Origin of the sequence: Pigmentiphaga kullae, assembly GCF_004216695.1 — a bacterium.
Classification (GTDB): domain Bacteria; phylum Pseudomonadota; class Gammaproteobacteria; order Burkholderiales; family Burkholderiaceae_B; genus Pigmentiphaga; species Pigmentiphaga kullae.
In genome coordinates this window covers 1,630,744-1,646,164 of the sequence record NZ_SGXC01000001.1, presented here as the reverse complement: position 1 = coordinate 1,646,164, position 15,421 = coordinate 1,630,744, and the positions used below count along the sequence as shown (strand labels likewise).

General features: G+C 64.9%; 20 protein-coding genes. 1 reads left to right on the top strand and 19 read right to left on the bottom strand.

From position 1 onward, the window contains the following. The first annotated feature begins 122 nt into the window (after positions 1-122). On the top strand, positions 123-2,417 hold the full coding sequence (gene bglX / locus EV675_RS08105) for a beta-glucosidase BglX (RefSeq protein ID WP_130356778.1): 2,295 nt from the start codon (positions 123-125) through the stop codon (positions 2,415-2,417). Positions 2,418-2,436: 19 nt separating this feature from the next. Here bglX and cynS read toward each other — a convergent pair whose 3' ends face one another. The 19 genes from cynS to tuf form a co-directional block, all read right to left on the bottom strand. Further along, entirely contained in the window at positions 2,437-2,880 is a 444-nt protein-coding gene (gene cynS / locus EV675_RS08100; protein WP_130357949.1) for a cyanase, read from the bottom strand. Beyond that, positions 2,880-3,686: an ABC transporter ATP-binding protein gene (locus EV675_RS08095; protein ID WP_130356777.1), complete on the bottom strand. Its 807-nt coding sequence runs from the start codon at positions 3,684-3,686 to the stop codon at positions 2,880-2,882. Before EV675_RS08095 ends, cynS begins: the two co-directional genes overlap by 1 nt. A 4-nt stretch (positions 3,687-3,690) precedes the next feature. Further along, positions 3,691-4,533, bottom strand: coding sequence for a nitrate ABC transporter permease (gene ntrB, locus EV675_RS08090; protein ID WP_130356776.1), 843 nt, complete (start codon positions 4,531-4,533; stop codon positions 3,691-3,693). Continuing rightward, a complete protein-coding gene (locus EV675_RS08085; protein ID WP_130356775.1) occupies positions 4,533-5,891 on the bottom strand; it encodes a CmpA/NrtA family ABC transporter substrate-binding protein in 1,359 nt (452 codons plus the stop codon). The genes ntrB and EV675_RS08085 overlap by 1 nt, the downstream gene beginning before the upstream one ends. A gap of 13 nt (positions 5,892-5,904) precedes the next feature. After that, complete coding sequence (locus EV675_RS08080; protein WP_130356774.1) at positions 5,905-6,591, bottom strand: DJ-1/PfpI family protein; 687 nt, start codon at positions 6,589-6,591, stop codon at positions 5,905-5,907. A 163-nt stretch (positions 6,592-6,754) separates the two neighbouring features. Next, entirely contained in the window at positions 6,755-7,393 is a 639-nt protein-coding gene (locus tag EV675_RS08075; RefSeq protein WP_130356773.1) for a response regulator transcription factor, read from the bottom strand. Between the two features lie 4 nt (positions 7,394-7,397). Beyond that, complete coding sequence (locus tag EV675_RS08070) at positions 7,398-8,540, bottom strand: sensor histidine kinase (protein ID WP_130356772.1); 1,143 nt, start codon at positions 8,538-8,540, stop codon at positions 7,398-7,400. 117 nt (positions 8,541-8,657) lie between these two features. Then, positions 8,658-8,921 (bottom strand): 30S ribosomal protein S17, encoded by a 264-nt coding sequence (gene rpsQ / locus EV675_RS08065; protein WP_124687618.1) that lies wholly within the window; start codon positions 8,919-8,921, stop codon positions 8,658-8,660. Positions 8,922-8,923: 2 nt separating this feature from the next. Further along, on the bottom strand, positions 8,924-9,115 hold the full coding sequence (rpmC, locus tag EV675_RS08060) for a 50S ribosomal protein L29 (RefSeq protein ID WP_087838317.1): 192 nt from the start codon (positions 9,113-9,115) through the stop codon (positions 8,924-8,926). Positions 9,116-9,125: 10 nt separating this feature from the next. Next, positions 9,126-9,542, bottom strand: coding sequence for a 50S ribosomal protein L16 (rplP, locus tag EV675_RS08055; protein ID WP_087780002.1), 417 nt, complete (start codon positions 9,540-9,542; stop codon positions 9,126-9,128). 2 nt (positions 9,543-9,544) lie between these two features. Then, positions 9,545-10,396 (bottom strand): 30S ribosomal protein S3, encoded by an 852-nt coding sequence (gene rpsC / locus EV675_RS08050; protein ID WP_130356771.1) that lies wholly within the window; start codon positions 10,394-10,396, stop codon positions 9,545-9,547. 9 nt (positions 10,397-10,405) lie between these two features. Continuing rightward, positions 10,406-10,735: a 50S ribosomal protein L22 gene (gene rplV / locus EV675_RS08045; RefSeq protein WP_087838319.1), complete on the bottom strand. Its 330-nt coding sequence runs from the start codon at positions 10,733-10,735 to the stop codon at positions 10,406-10,408. A 5-nt stretch (positions 10,736-10,740) separates the two neighbouring features. After that, positions 10,741-11,016 (bottom strand): 30S ribosomal protein S19, encoded by a 276-nt coding sequence (gene rpsS, locus EV675_RS08040; protein WP_087838320.1) that lies wholly within the window; start codon positions 11,014-11,016, stop codon positions 10,741-10,743. A gap of 12 nt (positions 11,017-11,028) precedes the next feature. Next, complete coding sequence (gene rplB, locus EV675_RS08035) at positions 11,029-11,856, bottom strand: 50S ribosomal protein L2 (protein WP_124687616.1); 828 nt, start codon at positions 11,854-11,856, stop codon at positions 11,029-11,031. After that, entirely contained in the window at positions 11,857-12,156 is a 300-nt protein-coding gene (rplW, locus tag EV675_RS08030) for a 50S ribosomal protein L23 (protein ID WP_087779997.1), read from the bottom strand. Continuing rightward, the gene (gene rplD / locus EV675_RS08025) at positions 12,153-12,776 is read right to left on the bottom strand and encodes a 50S ribosomal protein L4 (protein ID WP_087838322.1); all 624 of its coding nucleotides are present in this window, start codon (positions 12,774-12,776) and stop codon (positions 12,153-12,155) included. The genes rplW and rplD overlap by 4 nt, the downstream gene beginning before the upstream one ends. Before the next feature lie 2 nt (positions 12,777-12,778). After that, entirely contained in the window at positions 12,779-13,471 is a 693-nt protein-coding gene (gene rplC, locus EV675_RS08020; protein ID WP_087838323.1) for a 50S ribosomal protein L3, read from the bottom strand. Positions 13,472-13,719: 248 nt separating this feature from the next. After that, positions 13,720-14,031: a 30S ribosomal protein S10 gene (rpsJ, locus tag EV675_RS08015; RefSeq protein WP_087779994.1), complete on the bottom strand. Its 312-nt coding sequence runs from the start codon at positions 14,029-14,031 to the stop codon at positions 13,720-13,722. A 179-nt stretch (positions 14,032-14,210) separates the two neighbouring features. Further along, positions 14,211-15,401: an elongation factor Tu gene (gene tuf, locus EV675_RS08010; protein ID WP_130356770.1), complete on the bottom strand. Its 1,191-nt coding sequence runs from the start codon at positions 15,399-15,401 to the stop codon at positions 14,211-14,213. Between the last annotated feature and the right edge of the window lie 20 nt (positions 15,402-15,421).

Below are 15,421 nucleotides of genomic sequence, written 5' to 3'. Positions count from 1 at the left end.
ATCGGGCGACCCCCATGGAGGACGACCACTTGGCGCCAAGCTCTTCCCATCGATTCCACCTTCCCCGCAATCTTCTCACTGCCCGCCTGTCGCGCCGGACTGACGGCGCCGCAGGTACGTCGATGGCAAGGCGGTTCGCCCTGGGCCTGTGCGCCTTCCTGCTCGCCTGCGGCGCCCAGGCCGCGGCCAATCCGGCGCTGCTGGGCGACAAGGAAGCCTTCATCGCCGACCTGATGTCGCAAATGACGCTGGACGAAAAGATCGGCCAGCTTCGGCTGATCAGCATCGGCCCCGACATGCCGCGCGAGAAGATCGCCAAGGAAATCGCGGCCGGCCGCATCGGCGGCACGTTCAACTCGGTGGTCCACGTCGACAACCGCATGATGCAGGACGCCGCGGCCAGGAAGAGCCGCCTGCGGATCCCGCTGTTCTTCGCCTATGACGTCGTGCACGGCCACCGGACCATCTTCCCCATCGGCCTGGGCCTGGCGTCGAGCTGGGACATGGGCGCCATCGAACGCGCCGCCCGCGTGTCGGCCATCGAGGCCGCCGCCGACAGCCTGGACATGACCTTCGCGCCCATGGTGGACATCTCGCGCGATCCGCGCTGGGGCCGCACCTCGGAAGGCTACGGCGAGGATCCCTACCTCGTCTCGCGCATCGCGCAAGCCACCGTCCAGGGCTACCAGGGTCCGTCGCCGGCGCGCGCCGACAGCATCATGGCCAGCGTCAAGCATTTCGCGCTGTACGGCGCGGTCGAAGGCGGCCGCGACTACAACGTGGTCGACATGAGCCCGCTGCGCATGTACCAGGACTACCTGCCCCCCTACCGGGCGGCCATCGACGCCGGAGCCGGGGGCGTGATGGTGGCGCTGAACTCCATCAACGGCATCCCCGCCAGCGCCAACACCTGGCTGCTGCAGGACCTGCTGCGCAAGGACTGGGGGTTCCGGGGCATCGCCATCAGCGACCATGGGGCCATCACCGAACTGGTCCGCCACGGCGTGGCGCACGACAACCGCGAAGCCGCGCGGCTCGCCATCAAGGCGGGCGTGGACATGAGCATGGCCGACTCGCTGTATCTGCAGGAACTGCCGGGTCTGGTGAAATCGGGCGAGGTCACCGTCGCCGAGATCGACCGGTCGGTGCGCAACGTGCTGGGCGCCAAGTACGACATGGGCCTGTTCCACGATCCCTATCTGCGCATAGGCGCCGCGGCCGACGATCCGCCCGATCTGTATGCCGAAAGCCGCATGCACCGCACGGATGCACGCGAGATAGCCCGCAAGTCGATGGTCCTGCTGGAGAACCGCAACCGGGCCCTGCCCCTGGACAGGGCCGCCACCGTCGCGCTGGTGGGCCCGCTGGCCGATTCGCCGCTGGACATGATGGGCAGTTGGTCGGCGGCGGGCAAGAGCACATCCTCGGTCACGCTGCGGCAGGGCATGGAGGAAGCCATGCGCGGCCAGGGCCGACTGCTGTACGCGCGCGGAGCCAATATCACCGACGATGCCCGCATCGTCGACTACCTGAACTTCCTGAACTGGGACCACAAGGAAGTCTTCCAGGACCCGCGGCCGCCCGCCGACATGATCGCCGAGGCCGTCCGCATCGCCCGGCAGGCCGACGTCATCGTCGCCGCGGTGGGAGAGTCGCGCGGCATGTCGCACGAGTCCTCCAGCCGCACCCGCCTGGACATCCCCGCCAGCCAGCGCGCGCTGCTGCATGCGCTCAAGGCCACCGGCAAGCCGCTGGTGCTGGTGCTGATGAACGGCCGGCCGCTGGACCTGCAATGGGAAAGCGCCAACGCCGACGCCCTGCTCGAGACCTGGTACAGCGGCACGGAGGGCGGCCATGCCATCGCCGACGTGGTGTTCGGCGACTACAACCCCGCCGGCAAGCTGCCCATCTCCTTTCCCCGCTCGATCGGCCAGATCCCGACCTACTACAACCATCCCCGCGTGGGCCGGCCCTTCGTCGAAGGCAAGCCGGGCAACTACACCTCGCAGTACTTCGAGGAAAAGAACGGGCCGCTCTACCCGTTCGGCTACGGCCTGAGCTATACCGACTTCACGGTGTCCGAGGTATCCCTGAGCAGCGCCCGGATGGAACGCGGCGGCCGCCTGGCGGCGCGGGCGACGGTCGCCAACGTCGGCGGGCGCCCGGGAGAAACCGTCGTCCAGCTATACATCCGCGATGAAGCCGCATCGGTCGTGCGTCCGGTCAAGGAGTTGCGGGATTTCCAGAGAATCTCCCTCGCGCCGGGCGAGTCCCGCGTCATCCAGTTCGATATCGACGAGGAAGACCTGAAATTCTTCAACGCCCGGCTGGAGCACGTGGCCGAGCCCGGCGCGTTCGAAATCCAGATCGGACTGGATTCGCAAGCAGTCCGAAGCCAACGCTTCGAACTGCAGTAGCCGGCGCCCGCGGATAGGGTCAGTAGGTCTTGTAGGGCAGGAATTTCCCGCTCATGACGATCTGCACGCGATCGCCCTTGGGATCGGCCTCGCGGGACAGGTCCATCTTGAAATCGATGGCGCTCATGATGCCGTCGCCGAACTCCTCGTGTATCAGTGCCTTGAATGTGGTGCCGTATACGCTTATCAGTTCGTAGAATCGATAGATCAGCGGGTCGGTCGGCACGGCGGTCGGCATCGACCCCTTGTACGGCACGACCTGCAGTTGCAGGACCGCGTCGTCGGGCAGGTCCAGCAGCTTGGCGACAGCCAGGGCCTGTTCCTCGGTCAGGGTCATCTGGCCCAGCAGCGCGGCGGTGCTCCATTCCTTGCTCTGGCCCAGTACCTTGGCGATCTCGGCCCAGCCGAGCTTCTTCTCGATCTTGCGGGAAACGATCAGTTCGGTCACTTCGATGCGGGACATCATGATGCGACGGACTCCTTCTTGGTAGCCTTGTCGACCAGGAAGTCGACCAGGTGGTTGCGAATGTCGTAGTAGCCGGGCTCATGGTGAAGCGTGGCGCGGGTGCGGCTCCGGGGGAGATCGACAGGCACCATCTGCGCGATGCGCGCGTACGGCCCGGTGCTCATCAGCATGATGCGGTCGGCCAGCAGGATGGCTTCATCGACATCGTGTGTGATCATGAACACCGTCTGCCCGGTGGCGCGGACGATGTCCAGCAATTCGTCCTGGATGGTGCCGCGCGTCAACGCATCCAGCGCGCCGAAGGGTTCGTCCAGCAACAGCATCTTGGGCTGGATGGCGAACGCCCGGGCGATGCCCACGCGCTGCTTCATGCCCCCGGACAATTCGGCAGGTTTCTTGTCCAGCGCATGGCCAAGGCCCACCATCTCCAGATAGCGCACGCTGTGCTCGCGCACTTGTTCGCGCCGGTGGCCCGGCCAGCGCGACCGCACGCCGAATTCGACGTTCTGCAGCGCGGTCAGCCAAGGTAGCAGCGCGTGCGCCTGGAACACGACTCCCCGGTCGAGGGACGGCCCCGCGATCTCGCGTCCGTCCATGATGAGGGTGCCGCGGCTGGGCTCGTCGATGCCGGCCAGGATATTCAGGATCGTGGACTTGCCGCAGCCCGAATGACCGATCACGCAGACGAATTCGCCCTTGTCGATGCTGAACGCGATCTTGTCGAACACGGGCGCGCCGGGCTTGCCGTCGCGACCGGGGTAGCGCTTGCACAAGTCATCGACTTCGAGGAATGGACGGGTCATGGTGCTATTCCCTGTAGCTGACCAGGCGTGCGGCGCGTGCCAGCAAGGTATCCAGGACCATGCCGACGATCCCGATGACCAGAATGGCGCAGATGATGTTGGCGATGGACAGGTTGTTCCATTCGTTCCAGACGAAATAGCCGATGCCCGTGCCGCCGATCAGCATCTCGGCGGCGACGATGACGAGCCAGGCGATGCCCACGGAAATGCGCATGCCGGTCATGATGGTCGGCGCCGCCGCCGGCAGCACCACCATCAGCGCGGTGCGCAGCCGCGACACTTCGAGCGTGCGCGCCACGTTCAGCCAGTCCCCGCGCACCGAACCGACGCCGAACGCCGTGTTGATCAGCATGGGCCACAGCGAGCAGATGAAGATGACGAATATGGCCGACGTGTTCGCATCCTTGATCGTGTAGAGCGCGAGCGGCATCCAGGCCAGCGGCGAGATGGGCTTGAGCACCTGGATGAAGGGATCGCAGGCCTGGTGGACGGTACGCGACATGCCGATCAGGAAACCCAGCGGGATCGCGACCACCGCAGCCGCGGCGAAGCCCAGCAGCACGCGGCCGATCGAATAAGCCAGTTGTACGCCCAGGCCCTTGTCGTTCGGACCGTTGTCGTAGAACGGATCGCGCAGATGCCGCCATAGCTGCTCGCCCACCTCCCCCGGCCCGGGGAAAGGGGTCTTGGAACCGCTGGCGGCGGCATTGCCCACCAATGCCGCGTAGGCCGGGTCGACCGTCGCCTCGCCCTGTTCGGGAAGGCTGGCCGCATGCCACACGGCCAGCAGCACGGCCAGGATGGCGAGCGACAGCAAGGCGGAACGCCAACGTTGAGCAATCGGCATCAGGCTCTCCGGATCTTGAAGCTCGCCAGGTATTTCTCCGGCGCGCCGGGATCGAACGGTTTACCCATGACGCTGAACGACTTGTCGGCCTGCGCCGGCACCGGATAGCCCGCGTCCTTCATCAGGCGCAGGGCATCGGTTGCCAGGAACACCTCGCGCGCCACTTTCGCGTAGTCGACTTCGCCCTTGATCTGCCCCCAGCGCTTCATCTGCGTCAGGATCCAGATCGCGAACGACTGCCACGGCATGGGATCGAAATCGATGCGGCCGGGCTCCTTGATCACGTTGCCCAGGCCATCCGCGAAGGTTCCGGTCAAGACCTGCTCGACCACCGTCACGGGTTGGTTCAAGTAGCTCGGCGCGGCGATGGCCGCGGCGATTTCCTTGCGGTTCGAGGGGTTGTGCGCGTAGGCGGCCGCTTCGATGATGGCCTTGAGCAGCGCCTGGTAGGTATTGGGCATCCGGGTCACGAATGCCTTGCTGGCCGCGAAGGCGCAGCACGGGTGCCCTTCCCACAGGCTCTTGGACAGCGTGTGGATATAACCGACGCCGTCGTAGACCGCCCGCTGGTTGACGGGATCCGGCGCCAGGAAGCCATCGATGTTGTCCGCGCGCAGATTGGCGACCATTTCCGGCGGCGGAACGGCCCGGATCTGGACGTCCGTATCGGGATCCAGCCCATGCTCGGCCAGGTAGTAGCGCAGCAGGTAGTTGTGCATCGAATAATCGAATGGCACGGCGAATTTCATGCCTTTCCAGCTCTTCGGATCCCGCTTGTCCTTGTGCCTGATCGAAAGCGTGATGGCTTGGCCGTTGACGTTCTCGACGGCGGGCATGGTCCATGGGATGGCGCTGGCCGTGCCGGCCCCGAGCGTGATGGCCAGCGGCATCGGCGACAGCATGTGGGCGGCATCGTATTCGCCCGCCATGGCCTTGTCGCGGATCAGCGCCCACCCCGCCGCCTTGTCCACGGTCACGTCCAGCCCCTGCTTGGCGTAGAAGCCCATGGGATGGGCCATGATGATGGGCGTGGCGCAGGTGATGGGAATGAAGCCCACCTTCAGTTTCTGCTTCTCCAGGGGGCCGCCGCTCTGGGCGAAGGCCTCCTTCGCGGCGGCCAGCGGAAACAGTGCGCCGATGGCCGCCATCGCGGTACCGCTGCCCACTGCCTTGAGGAACACCCGGCGCAGGCCGTCCTCCGGAAACAGCGCACGCATGACCGCGCTCTCGACCGCGTGGGACTGCAGGGCTTCGCCCTGCGCGCGCACGGCCTGCTCATGTTCGGCCTGGCTGGCATGGCGGCCGCAACCGCAGGTCAGGCGGGTCCGGGCATCGAAAGGATTGCGAAACAGCGACATGGGCATGCTCCAGTCAGTCGTTGGCAGGGAAGGTATCGGCGGACGGCGGCGAGGCGAACTCGATGTCTTCCCGATACAGGGCATAAGCGCGGTGGTATTCCATGATCCGCGCGGTATCTTCGATGAAACTCTCTGCGTAGCCGGCCCGGCGCAGCAGGTGCAGGCCGAGTTCGTGGCCGCTGGATATTCCCCCGGCCGTCACGACCCTGCCCGCGTCGACCACGCGCGCGCGGCTGATGCGGCAGGCCGGGGCCAGCGTGGCCAGGCGGTCGATGGGCGTGCGCCCCAGGTGCGAGGCTTCCAGACGATCCGGCTCCTTGCGGCTGGTAGCCGGCAAGCCATCGAGCAGCCCCATCCGGGCATAGATCCACGAGCCGGTGCATACACTCGTCAGCAGGCAGTCCGAAGGCTGTGCACGGATGTAGTCGTGGAGGCGGCGGTTGTGCATTTCCTGGCGCGTGCCCAGGCCGCCGGGAATGAGCAAGGCATCCATCGCCGGCGAATCATTGAAGCCATAGGCGGGCACGACGGTCAGGCCGGCCTGGGTCTGAACCGGCCGCAGCGCATCGGCCACCAGGAACACGTCCAGCTCCGGATCGAGCCGGCGCGCCACCGAGAAAACCCCATAGGGCGCGGCGTAGTCGATGACCTCGGCATCCTTGAACACATAGATGCCCAGCCTGAACCCGTTTTTCCTCATGGCGATCCATCCGCGTCACGTCCGGCGCTGCCACCCATCGCGGCACCGCATGCGACACATCATGGGCGAGCGGGCCGGTTGCGGATATCGCGGTTCCAACGAAAAATTTGTAGTGATCGAACTACGCGGTGCGCGCAATGCCCACCATTGGTGCGCGATGCCCCTATACGGGACGCAGCTCGTGCTGCCGCGCGTAGGTCACCAGTTCCGCGACGCTGCGAACTCCCAGCTTCTCGAAGATGCGGCCGCGGTAGGTGGAAATGGTATTGGCCGACAAGGCCAGTTGCTCGCCGATGGCGGATACCGACTTGCCCGCCACGAGCAGATGCAGCACCTGGAACTCGCGATTCGACAGCAGTTCGTGCGGCGCCCGCGGCCGATCCTGGCGCACCGTGCTGGCGAGCAACTCGGCCACGCCGGGCGTGAGGTAGGTCTTGCCCGCCGCCGCGCTGACCAGTGCGTCGCGCAGCTCGCCCGGCTCGCATCCCTTGTTCAGATAGGCATGCGCGCCGGCTCGCAGCGCACGCACGGCCAATTGGGACTCGGGATAGACCGACAGCATGACCACGCCCACCGCGGGAAACTCGGCGCGCACCGATTTGAGGACATCCAGGCCATCGCGCTCTTCCAGCGCGATATCCAGCACCATCGCCCGGTATCCGCCCTGGCGCAGGGTGCGCAGCGCCGAGGGCCCGTCCGCGGCCTCGGCGACCCGTCCGATGCGCGGGTCCTCGGCCAGCAGCCTGGCCAGGCCCTGGCGAATGATCATGTGGTCGTCGACGATCAGTATGCCCAGCCCCATCGCGCTACACCGAGATTTCCTGCAACGTCAGCCGCGCGCGCGTACCGGCTCCCGGCGCGCTGTCCAGTTCCAGCACGCCGTTGATCGAGCGGGCGCGCTCGCGCATGCCCAGGATGCCGAACGTATGGGCCGGCTCGGGCAGTTGCATGCCGATCCCGTCATCCTCCAGCTCGACGACCAGATTCCGCTCCCGGATCTCCACGCTCAAGCTCACGCAGCGGGCGCGGGCGTGGCGCTGTACGTTGGTCAGCAACTCCTGCACGATGCGGTAGATCTCGATCTCGGCTGCCCGCCCGAGGCGGCACCGTTCCGCTTCGGCCGCGCACAGATAGCGGCAAGCCAGTTCGCCCCGGACCTGCAGATCTTGAAGCAGCGTCTCCAGCGCCGCCCACAGCCCCAGATGATCCAGCACCGCGGGGCGCAGATCGTTCACGATTCGCCGCGTGGACTCCATGGCCTGCTGCGCAACCCCAAGCATGCGGCCCACGTGCGCCTGCAATGCCTCCTGCCCCGCCAGCCGCCGCGACAGCCAGTCGAGGTCCAGGCGCAGCGCGGTGAACGAAGCCCCCAGATCGTCGTGGATGTTGCGCGCGATGTGCGCGCGCTCCTCCTCGCGCAGGGTGCTCAGGTGCGCGCTCAGCCGGCGCAGCGACTCATGCGCGGTCTGCAGCCTGGCGGTGCGCTCCTGTACCCGGCGTTCGAGCAGCGCATGGGTGCGCTGCAATTCCCCCTCGATGCGCCGGCGCGCGGAAATGTCCGAGAAAGTCACGACCGCGCCGACCACCCGGTCATGATCGCGGATGGGGTAGGACGCGTACTGGGCATCGAAGCAACTTCCATCCCGGCGCCACAGGACCTCGTCCTCGACCCGTATGCCCCGCCCCTCCCGGAACGCCCGGAAGATGCGGCAGTCCTGGACGTGCATCAGGGTGCGGTCGGAATGGGAGTGGTGGATGAGGTAGTGCATGTTGCGGCCCACCACTTCGTCCGGGCTGTAGCCCAGCATATCCGCGCCGGCCCGGTTGATGAAGATGCAGCGCCCTCTCAGATCGATGCCATAGATGCCGTCGCCGGCGGACTCGAGCAGCATTTCCAGCTGCCGTTGCCAGGCGGCGCGGTGGGAGAGGTGCTTGAGATCCGAGAACATGCCGGAGCAGGAAGCAAAGTCCGTGCCTTTGCATGTGGCCGGACGAAAAAAACCGCCAGAGCCTTGCGACTCGGGCGGTTTCTTCTACGACGCGCTTGCGGCGCCGGTAAAGCGCGCTCAGATGATCCGGGCGGCTTCGACCAGACGCACCACCGACCAGGCCTTGGTCTTGGAAACCGGACGGGTTTCCGAGATCTCGACCAGATCACCGGTCTTGTACTGGTTGGTTTCGTCGTGAGCGTGGTACTTGGCGGACCGGACGACGATCTTGCCGTACAGCGGGTGCTTGACCCGCCGCTCGACCATCACGGTTACCGTCTTGTTCATCTTGTCGCTGACCACACGACCGGTCAGCGTACGCTTCAGCTTGGTTTCGCTCATGATTACTTCCCGGCTTTCTCGCGCAGCACGGTACGGACGCGCGCGATGTCGCGGCGCACCTTGCCGAGCTGGCTGGTATTGGAAAGCTGCTGGGTAGCCAGCTGCATGCGCAGACTGAACTGAGCCCTAAGCAGACCCTCGAGCTCCTTGCCGAGCTCGCCGGCGTCTTTCGAACGGAGTTCGCTTGCCTTCATTGCTATCTCCTTACGTTCCGAGATGACGCGTCACGAAGACGGTCGAGATCGGAAGCTTGGCAGCCGCCAGGCGGAACGCCTCGCGCGCCAGTTCTTCGTTGACGCCTTCCATTTCGTACAGCACCTTGCCGGGCTGGATCTCGGCGACCCAGTACTCCGGGTTGCCCTTGCCGTTACCCATCCGGACTTCGGCGGGCTTCTGCGAGATCGGCTTGTCCGGGAAGACGCGGATCCAGATACGGCCGCCACGCTTGATGTGGCGGGTGATGGCACGACGGGCCGACTCGATCTGGCGAGCGGTCAGGCGGCCACGACCCGTGGCCTTCAGACCGAATTCGCCGAACGAAACGTTGGCGCCGCGCGTAGCCAGGCCGGTATTGCGGCCCTTTTGTTCCTTGCGGTATTTCCTGCGCGATGGCTGCAGCATGCTTATTCTCCGTCTTTGGCAGGCGCGGCCGCGTCAGCAGCCGGCTTGCGCGGCGCACGCCGGGCACCACCCTCGGGCGCGGCAGCAGCTGCCTCGCCTTCGGGCCGGCGGCCGCCGCGACCACGACCGGCGCCGGGGCGATTGCCCGGACGGTCGTTACGCGGACCGCGGCGCGGCTTGCGCTCTTCGTCCTTGGTGGCTTCAGGGGCGGCGGCCAGCTCGGCCGAGCCCAGCGTATCGCCCTTGTAGACCCACACCTTGATACCGATCAGACCATAGGTCGTGCCGGCTTCGGACGTGCCGTAGTCGATGTTGGCGCGCAGGGTGTGCAGCGGCACACGGCCTTCGCGATACCATTCCGTACGGGCGATCTCGATACCGTTCAGGCGACCGGCGCTCATGATCTTGATGCCCTGGGCGCCCAGGCGCATGGCGTTCTGCATGGCGCGCTTCATCGCGCGGCGGAACATGATGCGCTTTTCGAGCTGCTGGGCGATCGAGTCGGCGATCAGCTGGGCGTCGATTTCCGGCTTGCGGATTTCTTCGATATTGACGTGCACGGGCACGCCCATCAGACGCTGCAGATCGGCCTTCAGGATTTCGATGTCCTCGCCTTTCTTGCCGATCACGACACCCGGACGAGCCGAGTAGACCGTGACGCGCGCGTTCTTGGCAGGACGCTCGATGATCACGCGACCCACCGAAGCGCCTTTGAGCTTCTTCTTCAGGTATTCGCGGACCTTGATGTCTTCCGCCAGCATGTTGGCGTAAGCGCTTCCGCTGGCGTACCAGCGGGAAGACCAGTTACGGCTGACCGAGAGACGGAACCCGGTCGGGTGAATTTTCTGTCCCATCGTGGCTCCTTAGCTGCCGACCTTGACCACGATGTGGCAGGTCTGCTTCTCGATCTTGACGCCCCGGCCCTTGGCGCGGGCGTCGAAACGCTTGAGCGACGCGCCCTTGTCGACGTAGATGGTTTTCACCTTCAGTTCGTCGATATCGGCACCGTCGTTGTGCTCGGCATTCGCGATGGCGGATTCGACCGCCTTCTTGATGATGCCGGCGGACTTCTTGGGCGTGAACGTCAGAATGTTGATGGCCTGGGCCACCGACTTGCCGCGGATCATATCCGCGACCAGACGGGCCTTCTGGGCCGACACGCGTACGCCACGAACAATCGCAGTGGTTTCCATCGCGCTTACCTCTTGGCCTTCTTGTCCGCAGCGTGACCCTTGAACGTACGGGTCAGCGCGAACTCGCCGAGTTTGTGACCGACCATGTTCTCGTTGACATACACGGGAACATGCTGGCGACCATTGTGAACCGCGATCGTCAGACCGATGAACTCGGGCAGGATCGTGGAACGACGCGACCAGGTCTTGATCGGGCGCTTGTCTTTGCCGGCCGTGGCCGACTCAACCTTCTTCAGAAGGTGCAGGTCGACAAACGGGCCTTTTTTAATCGAACGTGACATGGCTCGCCTCGCTTACTTCTTCTTGCGCCGCTGGACGATCATATTGCTCGTCCGCTTGTTGCGGCGGGTCTTGAAACCCTTGGACGGAGTGCCCCAGGGGCTGACCGGCTCACGGGCTTCGCCAGTACGGCCTTCACCACCACCGTGCGGGTGGTCGATCGGGTTCATGGCAACACCGCGAACGGTGGGGCGAATGCCGCGCCAACGGGTGGCACCGGCCTTGCCGATCTGGCGCAGGCCATGCTCTTCGTTGCTGACTTCGCCGATGGTCGCACGGCACTCGATGTGCACCTTGCGGACTTCGCCCGAACGCAGGCGAACCTGGGCATAGGTACCTTCACGAGCCAGCAGCACGGCCGATCCACCCGCCGAACGCACCATCTGGGCGCCCTTGCCAGGGATCATTTCCACGCAGTGGATGGTGCTACCGACCGGGATGTTGCGGATCGGCAGGGTATTGCCAGCGCGGATGGGCGCTTCGCTACCAGACACCAGCGTGGCGCCGACTTCAAGACCGCGCGGGGCGATGATGTAGCGACGTTCGCCGTCGGCATAGCACAGCAGAGCGATGTGCGCCGTCCGGTTGGGATCGTATTCGATGCGCTCGACCTTGGCCGGGATGCCGTCCTTGGTGCGCTTGAAATCGACCACACGATAATGTTGCTTGTGACCACCGCCGCGATGGCGCGTGGTGATATGGCCGTTGTTGTTGCGGCCGGCATTCTGCATCTGCTTTTCGAGCAGACTGTCGAGCGGGCGACCTTTGTGCAGGTGGGGGTGAACCACCTTCACCATCGCGCGGCGACCGGCGGAAGTCGGCTTCAGCTTGACGAGGGGCATTTACTTCACCTCCTGCGCAAAGTCGATTTCCTGACCCGGCTTCAGCGACACGTACGCCTTGCGCTCGTTGCGGCGGCGACCGATGAAGCGGCCAAAGCGCTTGACTTTGCCCTTGGTATTGAGAACCTGCACGGACTCGACCTGCACCTTGAAGAGCAGTTCGACGGCAGCCTTGATTTCCGGCTTGGTGGCGTCTTGCAGGACGCGGAAAGCCACTTGCTGGTTCTTGTCGGCGATGAACGTGCTCTTTTCAGAGACGATCGGGGCCAGCAGAACCTGGAGCAGACGGTCGTTGCTCATCCCAGCATCTCCTCGAGCTGAGCGATCGCGGGCTTGGTGATCAACACTTTGTTGTAGTGGATCAGCGACAGCGGATCGGCATAACGGGACTCGACCACCGCCACGTGCGGCAGATTGCGCGTGGCCAGATAGAGGTTTTCGTCAACCGTATCGGTAATGATGAGGACCGAGTTCAAGCCCAGGCTCTTGAGCTTGTCGGCGGCCACCTTGGTCTTGGGCGAATCGACCACGAAGTTCTCGACGATCGCGATCCGGTCTTCGCGGGCCAGCTGCGACAAGATCGACCGCACACCGGCGCGGTACATCTTCTTGTTCACTTTCTGGCTGAAGTTTTCTTCAGGCGAATTCGGGAAAATGCGACCACCCCCACGCCACAGCGGCGACGAGGTCATACCGGCGCGAGCGCGGCCGGTACCCTTCTGGCGCCAGGGCTTCTTGGTGGAGTGCTTGACTTCCGTGCGGTCCTTCTGGGCGCGGTTGCCGCTGCGGGCGTTGGCCTGGTAGGCGACAACGACCTGGTGCACCAGCGCTTCGTTGAATTCGCGGCCGAAGACCGTATCGGGGGCGCTGACGGTCGCAGCGACCTGGCCCTGGTCATTCAGGAGCTTGAGATCTGCCATGTTCAGGCTCCTTTCACAGCGGGACGAACGACGATGTTCGCGCCGGCATGGCCCGGGACGGCGCCACGGACCAGCAGCAGGCCGCGCTCGGCGTCCACGCGGATCACGTCGAGGTTCTGCACGGTGCGGGTGACGTCGCCGTAGTGGCCGGCCATCTTCTTGCCCGGGAACACACGGCCCGGATCCTGCGCCATACCGATGGAGCCAGCCGAGTTGTGCGACACCGAGTTACCGTGCGAAGCGCGGTTCGACGAGAAGTTGTGACGCTTGATCGCGCCCGAGAAGCCCTTACCGATGGTCGTGCCCGTCACGTCGACCTTCTGGCCGACCGTGAACACGGATTCCACGGTGATGACTGCGCCCGGAGCGAACTCGGCCGCTTTGGCCGGATCAAGGCGGAATTCCTTGAGCACGCTGCCCGCTTCGGCACCCGCTTTCGCGAAATGGCCGGTAAGGGGCTTGGTGACGCGCGAAGCACGGCGCGTACCGAACGTGACCTGAACGGCGGCATAACCGTCCGTTTGCGGGGATTTGACCTGGGTCACACGGTTGTTCGACACGTCCAGCACGGTCACGGGGATGGACTCGCCATCGTCCGTGAAAATGCGGGTCATGCCAACCTTGCGACCCACCAGGCCGAGCCGGAATGCGGCTGGCGTGGAGGCCGTCGATTGGGTCGACATCGTTTTCTCCATTCCCGACTACGATTGGCCGGGGCTAAAAGTGGCGTCACACCGGGGTGCGGCGCCGGTCAGCAACGCCAGGGGCGCTGCGCCTACATTGATGCGATAGTGATTGCTGGCGGCACGATCCGGGAAAAATGCCGGGGAACCCCCACCGGAATAAATACGTGCCAAAAGCCCATGAGGGTTTACCCACGGGCTAGCCGGCTAGTATAGCCTGCGCCCGGCGGCCTTTTCAAGCCCCGGGCGCAAATACCACGTCACTGCAAAGCGATTTCCACATCCACGCCAGCCGGCAGGTCCAGGCGCATCAGCGCGTCCACGGTCTTGTCGGTGGGATCCACGATGTCCATCAGGCGCTGATGGGTGCGGATCTCGAACTGGTCGCGCGACGTCTTGTTGACGTGCGGCGAACGCAGCAGATCGTAGCGGCGGATACGGGTCGGCAGGGGAACCGGACCACGGACCACGGCACCCGTGCGCTTGGCGGTTTCGACGATCTCGGCGGCCGACTGGTCGATGAGCTTGTAATCGAACGCCTTGAGGCGGATGCGAATCTTCTGCTTTTTCATGAAATATCCTAAAGAGCGATGAGGCGAGGAAACCTCGCCTCGGTAGTAGTCAGATACCGCTGGCACCACAACCACACCTTCCGCACTACCACGCCCCCGATCCAGGGGACAGCGGATCCGGCTCCGCCGGTCCGCCAGTCCCGCCCCCCGGGGGGCGCGCGTAAGCGCGTAGGGGGGTCTTACTTAACGATCTTGGCGACGACGCCGGCGCCGACGGTACGACCGCCTTCACGGATGGCGAAGCGCAGACCTTCTTCCATGGCGATGGGGGCCAGCAGACGCACCGTGATCGACACGTTGTCGCCCGGCAGCACCATTTCCTTGCCTTCCGGCAGCTCGATCGTGCCCGTCACGTCCGTCGTACGGAAGTAGAACTGGGGACGATAGCCCTGGAAGAACGGCGTGTGGCGGCCGCCTTCGTCCTTCGACAGCACGTACACTTCCGCCGTGAAATCGGTGTGCGGCGTGATCGAACCGGGCTTGGCCAGAACCTGGCCCCGCTCGACGTCTTCACGCTTGGTGCCGCGCAGCAGGATACCGACGTTGTCACCGGCCTGGCCCTGGTCCAGCAGCTTGCGGAACATTTCCACGCCCGTGCACGTCGTCTTGACCGTGTCCTTGATACCGACGATTTCGATTTCCTCGCCGACCTTGATGACGCCGCGCTCGATACGGCCCGTCACCACCGTGCCGCGACCCGAGATCGAGAACACGTCTTCCACCGGCATCAGGAACGCGCCGTCGACCGCGCGCTCGGGCGTCGGGATGTACGAATCCAGCGCCGCAGCCAGTTGCAGGATCGCCTGCTCGCCCAGCTCGCCCTTGTCGCCGTCCAGCGCCATGCGGGCCGAGCCCTTCACGATCGGCGTATCGTCGCCCGGGAAGTCGTACTTCGACAGCAGTTCCCGAACTTCCATTTCCACCAGTTCCAGCAGCTCGGCGTCGTCAACCAGGTCCGCCTTGTTCAGGAACACGATGATGTACGGCACGCCAACCTGGCGCGACAGCAGGATGTGCTCGCGCGTCTGCGGCATCGGGCCGTCAGCGGCCGACACCACCAGGATCGCGCCGTCCATCTGCGCCGCGCCCGTGATCATGTTCTTCACGTAGTCCGCGTGGCCCGGGCAGTCGACGTGCGCGTAGTGCCGCGTCTGCGTCTCGTATTCCACGTGCGCCGTGTTGATCGTGATGCCACGCGCCTTTTCTTCCGGCGCCGCGTCGATCTGGTCGTACGCCTTCGCCTCGCCGCCGAACTGCTTCGACAGCACCGTCGTGATCGCCGCCGTCAGCGTCGTCTTGCCGTGGTCAACGTGACCGATCGTGCCCACGTTCACGTGCGGCTTGGTACGCTCAAACTTGCCTTTTGCCATGTTCTCTCTTCCTGCAGTTT

Bases quoted from the DNA above. Each gene is read 5' to 3' on its own strand.
- bglX (WP_130356778.1), top strand. From the start codon at position 123: ATGGCAAGGCGGTTCGCCCTGGGCCTGTGCGCCTTCCTGCTCGCCTGC.
- cynS (WP_130357949.1), bottom strand. From the start codon at position 2,880: ATGTCCCGCATCGAAGTGACCGAACTGATCGTTTCCCGCAAGATCGAG.
- EV675_RS08095 (WP_130356777.1), bottom strand. From the start codon at position 3,686: ATGACCCGTCCATTCCTCGAAGTCGATGACTTGTGCAAGCGCTACCCC.
- ntrB (WP_130356776.1), bottom strand. From the start codon at position 4,533: ATGCCGATTGCTCAACGTTGGCGTTCCGCCTTGCTGTCGCTCGCCATC.
- EV675_RS08085 (WP_130356775.1), bottom strand. From the start codon at position 5,891: ATGTCGCTGTTTCGCAATCCTTTCGATGCCCGGACCCGCCTGACCTGC.
- EV675_RS08080 (WP_130356774.1), bottom strand. From the start codon at position 6,591: ATGAGGAAAAACGGGTTCAGGCTGGGCATCTATGTGTTCAAGGATGCC.
- EV675_RS08075 (WP_130356773.1), bottom strand. From the start codon at position 7,393: ATGGGGCTGGGCATACTGATCGTCGACGACCACATGATCATTCGCCAG.
- EV675_RS08070 (WP_130356772.1), bottom strand. From the start codon at position 8,540: ATGTTCTCGGATCTCAAGCACCTCTCCCACCGCGCCGCCTGGCAACGG.
- rpsQ (WP_124687618.1), bottom strand. From the start codon at position 8,921: ATGAGCGAAACCAAGCTGAAGCGTACGCTGACCGGTCGTGTGGTCAGC.
- rpmC (WP_087838317.1), bottom strand. From the start codon at position 9,115: ATGAAGGCAAGCGAACTCCGTTCGAAAGACGCCGGCGAGCTCGGCAAG.
- rplP (WP_087780002.1), bottom strand. From the start codon at position 9,542: ATGCTGCAGCCATCGCGCAGGAAATACCGCAAGGAACAAAAGGGCCGC.
- rpsC (WP_130356771.1), bottom strand. From the start codon at position 10,396: ATGGGACAGAAAATTCACCCGACCGGGTTCCGTCTCTCGGTCAGCCGT.
- rplV (WP_087838319.1), bottom strand. From the start codon at position 10,735: ATGGAAACCACTGCGATTGTTCGTGGCGTACGCGTGTCGGCCCAGAAG.
- rpsS (WP_087838320.1), bottom strand. From the start codon at position 11,016: ATGTCACGTTCGATTAAAAAAGGCCCGTTTGTCGACCTGCACCTTCTG.
- rplB (WP_124687616.1), bottom strand. From the start codon at position 11,856: ATGCCCCTCGTCAAGCTGAAGCCGACTTCCGCCGGTCGCCGCGCGATG.
- rplW (WP_087779997.1), bottom strand. From the start codon at position 12,156: ATGAGCAACGACCGTCTGCTCCAGGTTCTGCTGGCCCCGATCGTCTCT.
- rplD (WP_087838322.1), bottom strand. From the start codon at position 12,776: ATGGCAGATCTCAAGCTCCTGAATGACCAGGGCCAGGTCGCTGCGACC.
- rplC (WP_087838323.1), bottom strand. From the start codon at position 13,471: ATGGAGAAAACGATGTCGACCCAATCGACGGCCTCCACGCCAGCCGCA.
- rpsJ (WP_087779994.1), bottom strand. From the start codon at position 14,031: ATGAAAAAGCAGAAGATTCGCATCCGCCTCAAGGCGTTCGATTACAAG.
- tuf (WP_130356770.1), bottom strand. From the start codon at position 15,401: ATGGCAAAAGGCAAGTTTGAGCGTACCAAGCCGCACGTGAACGTGGGC.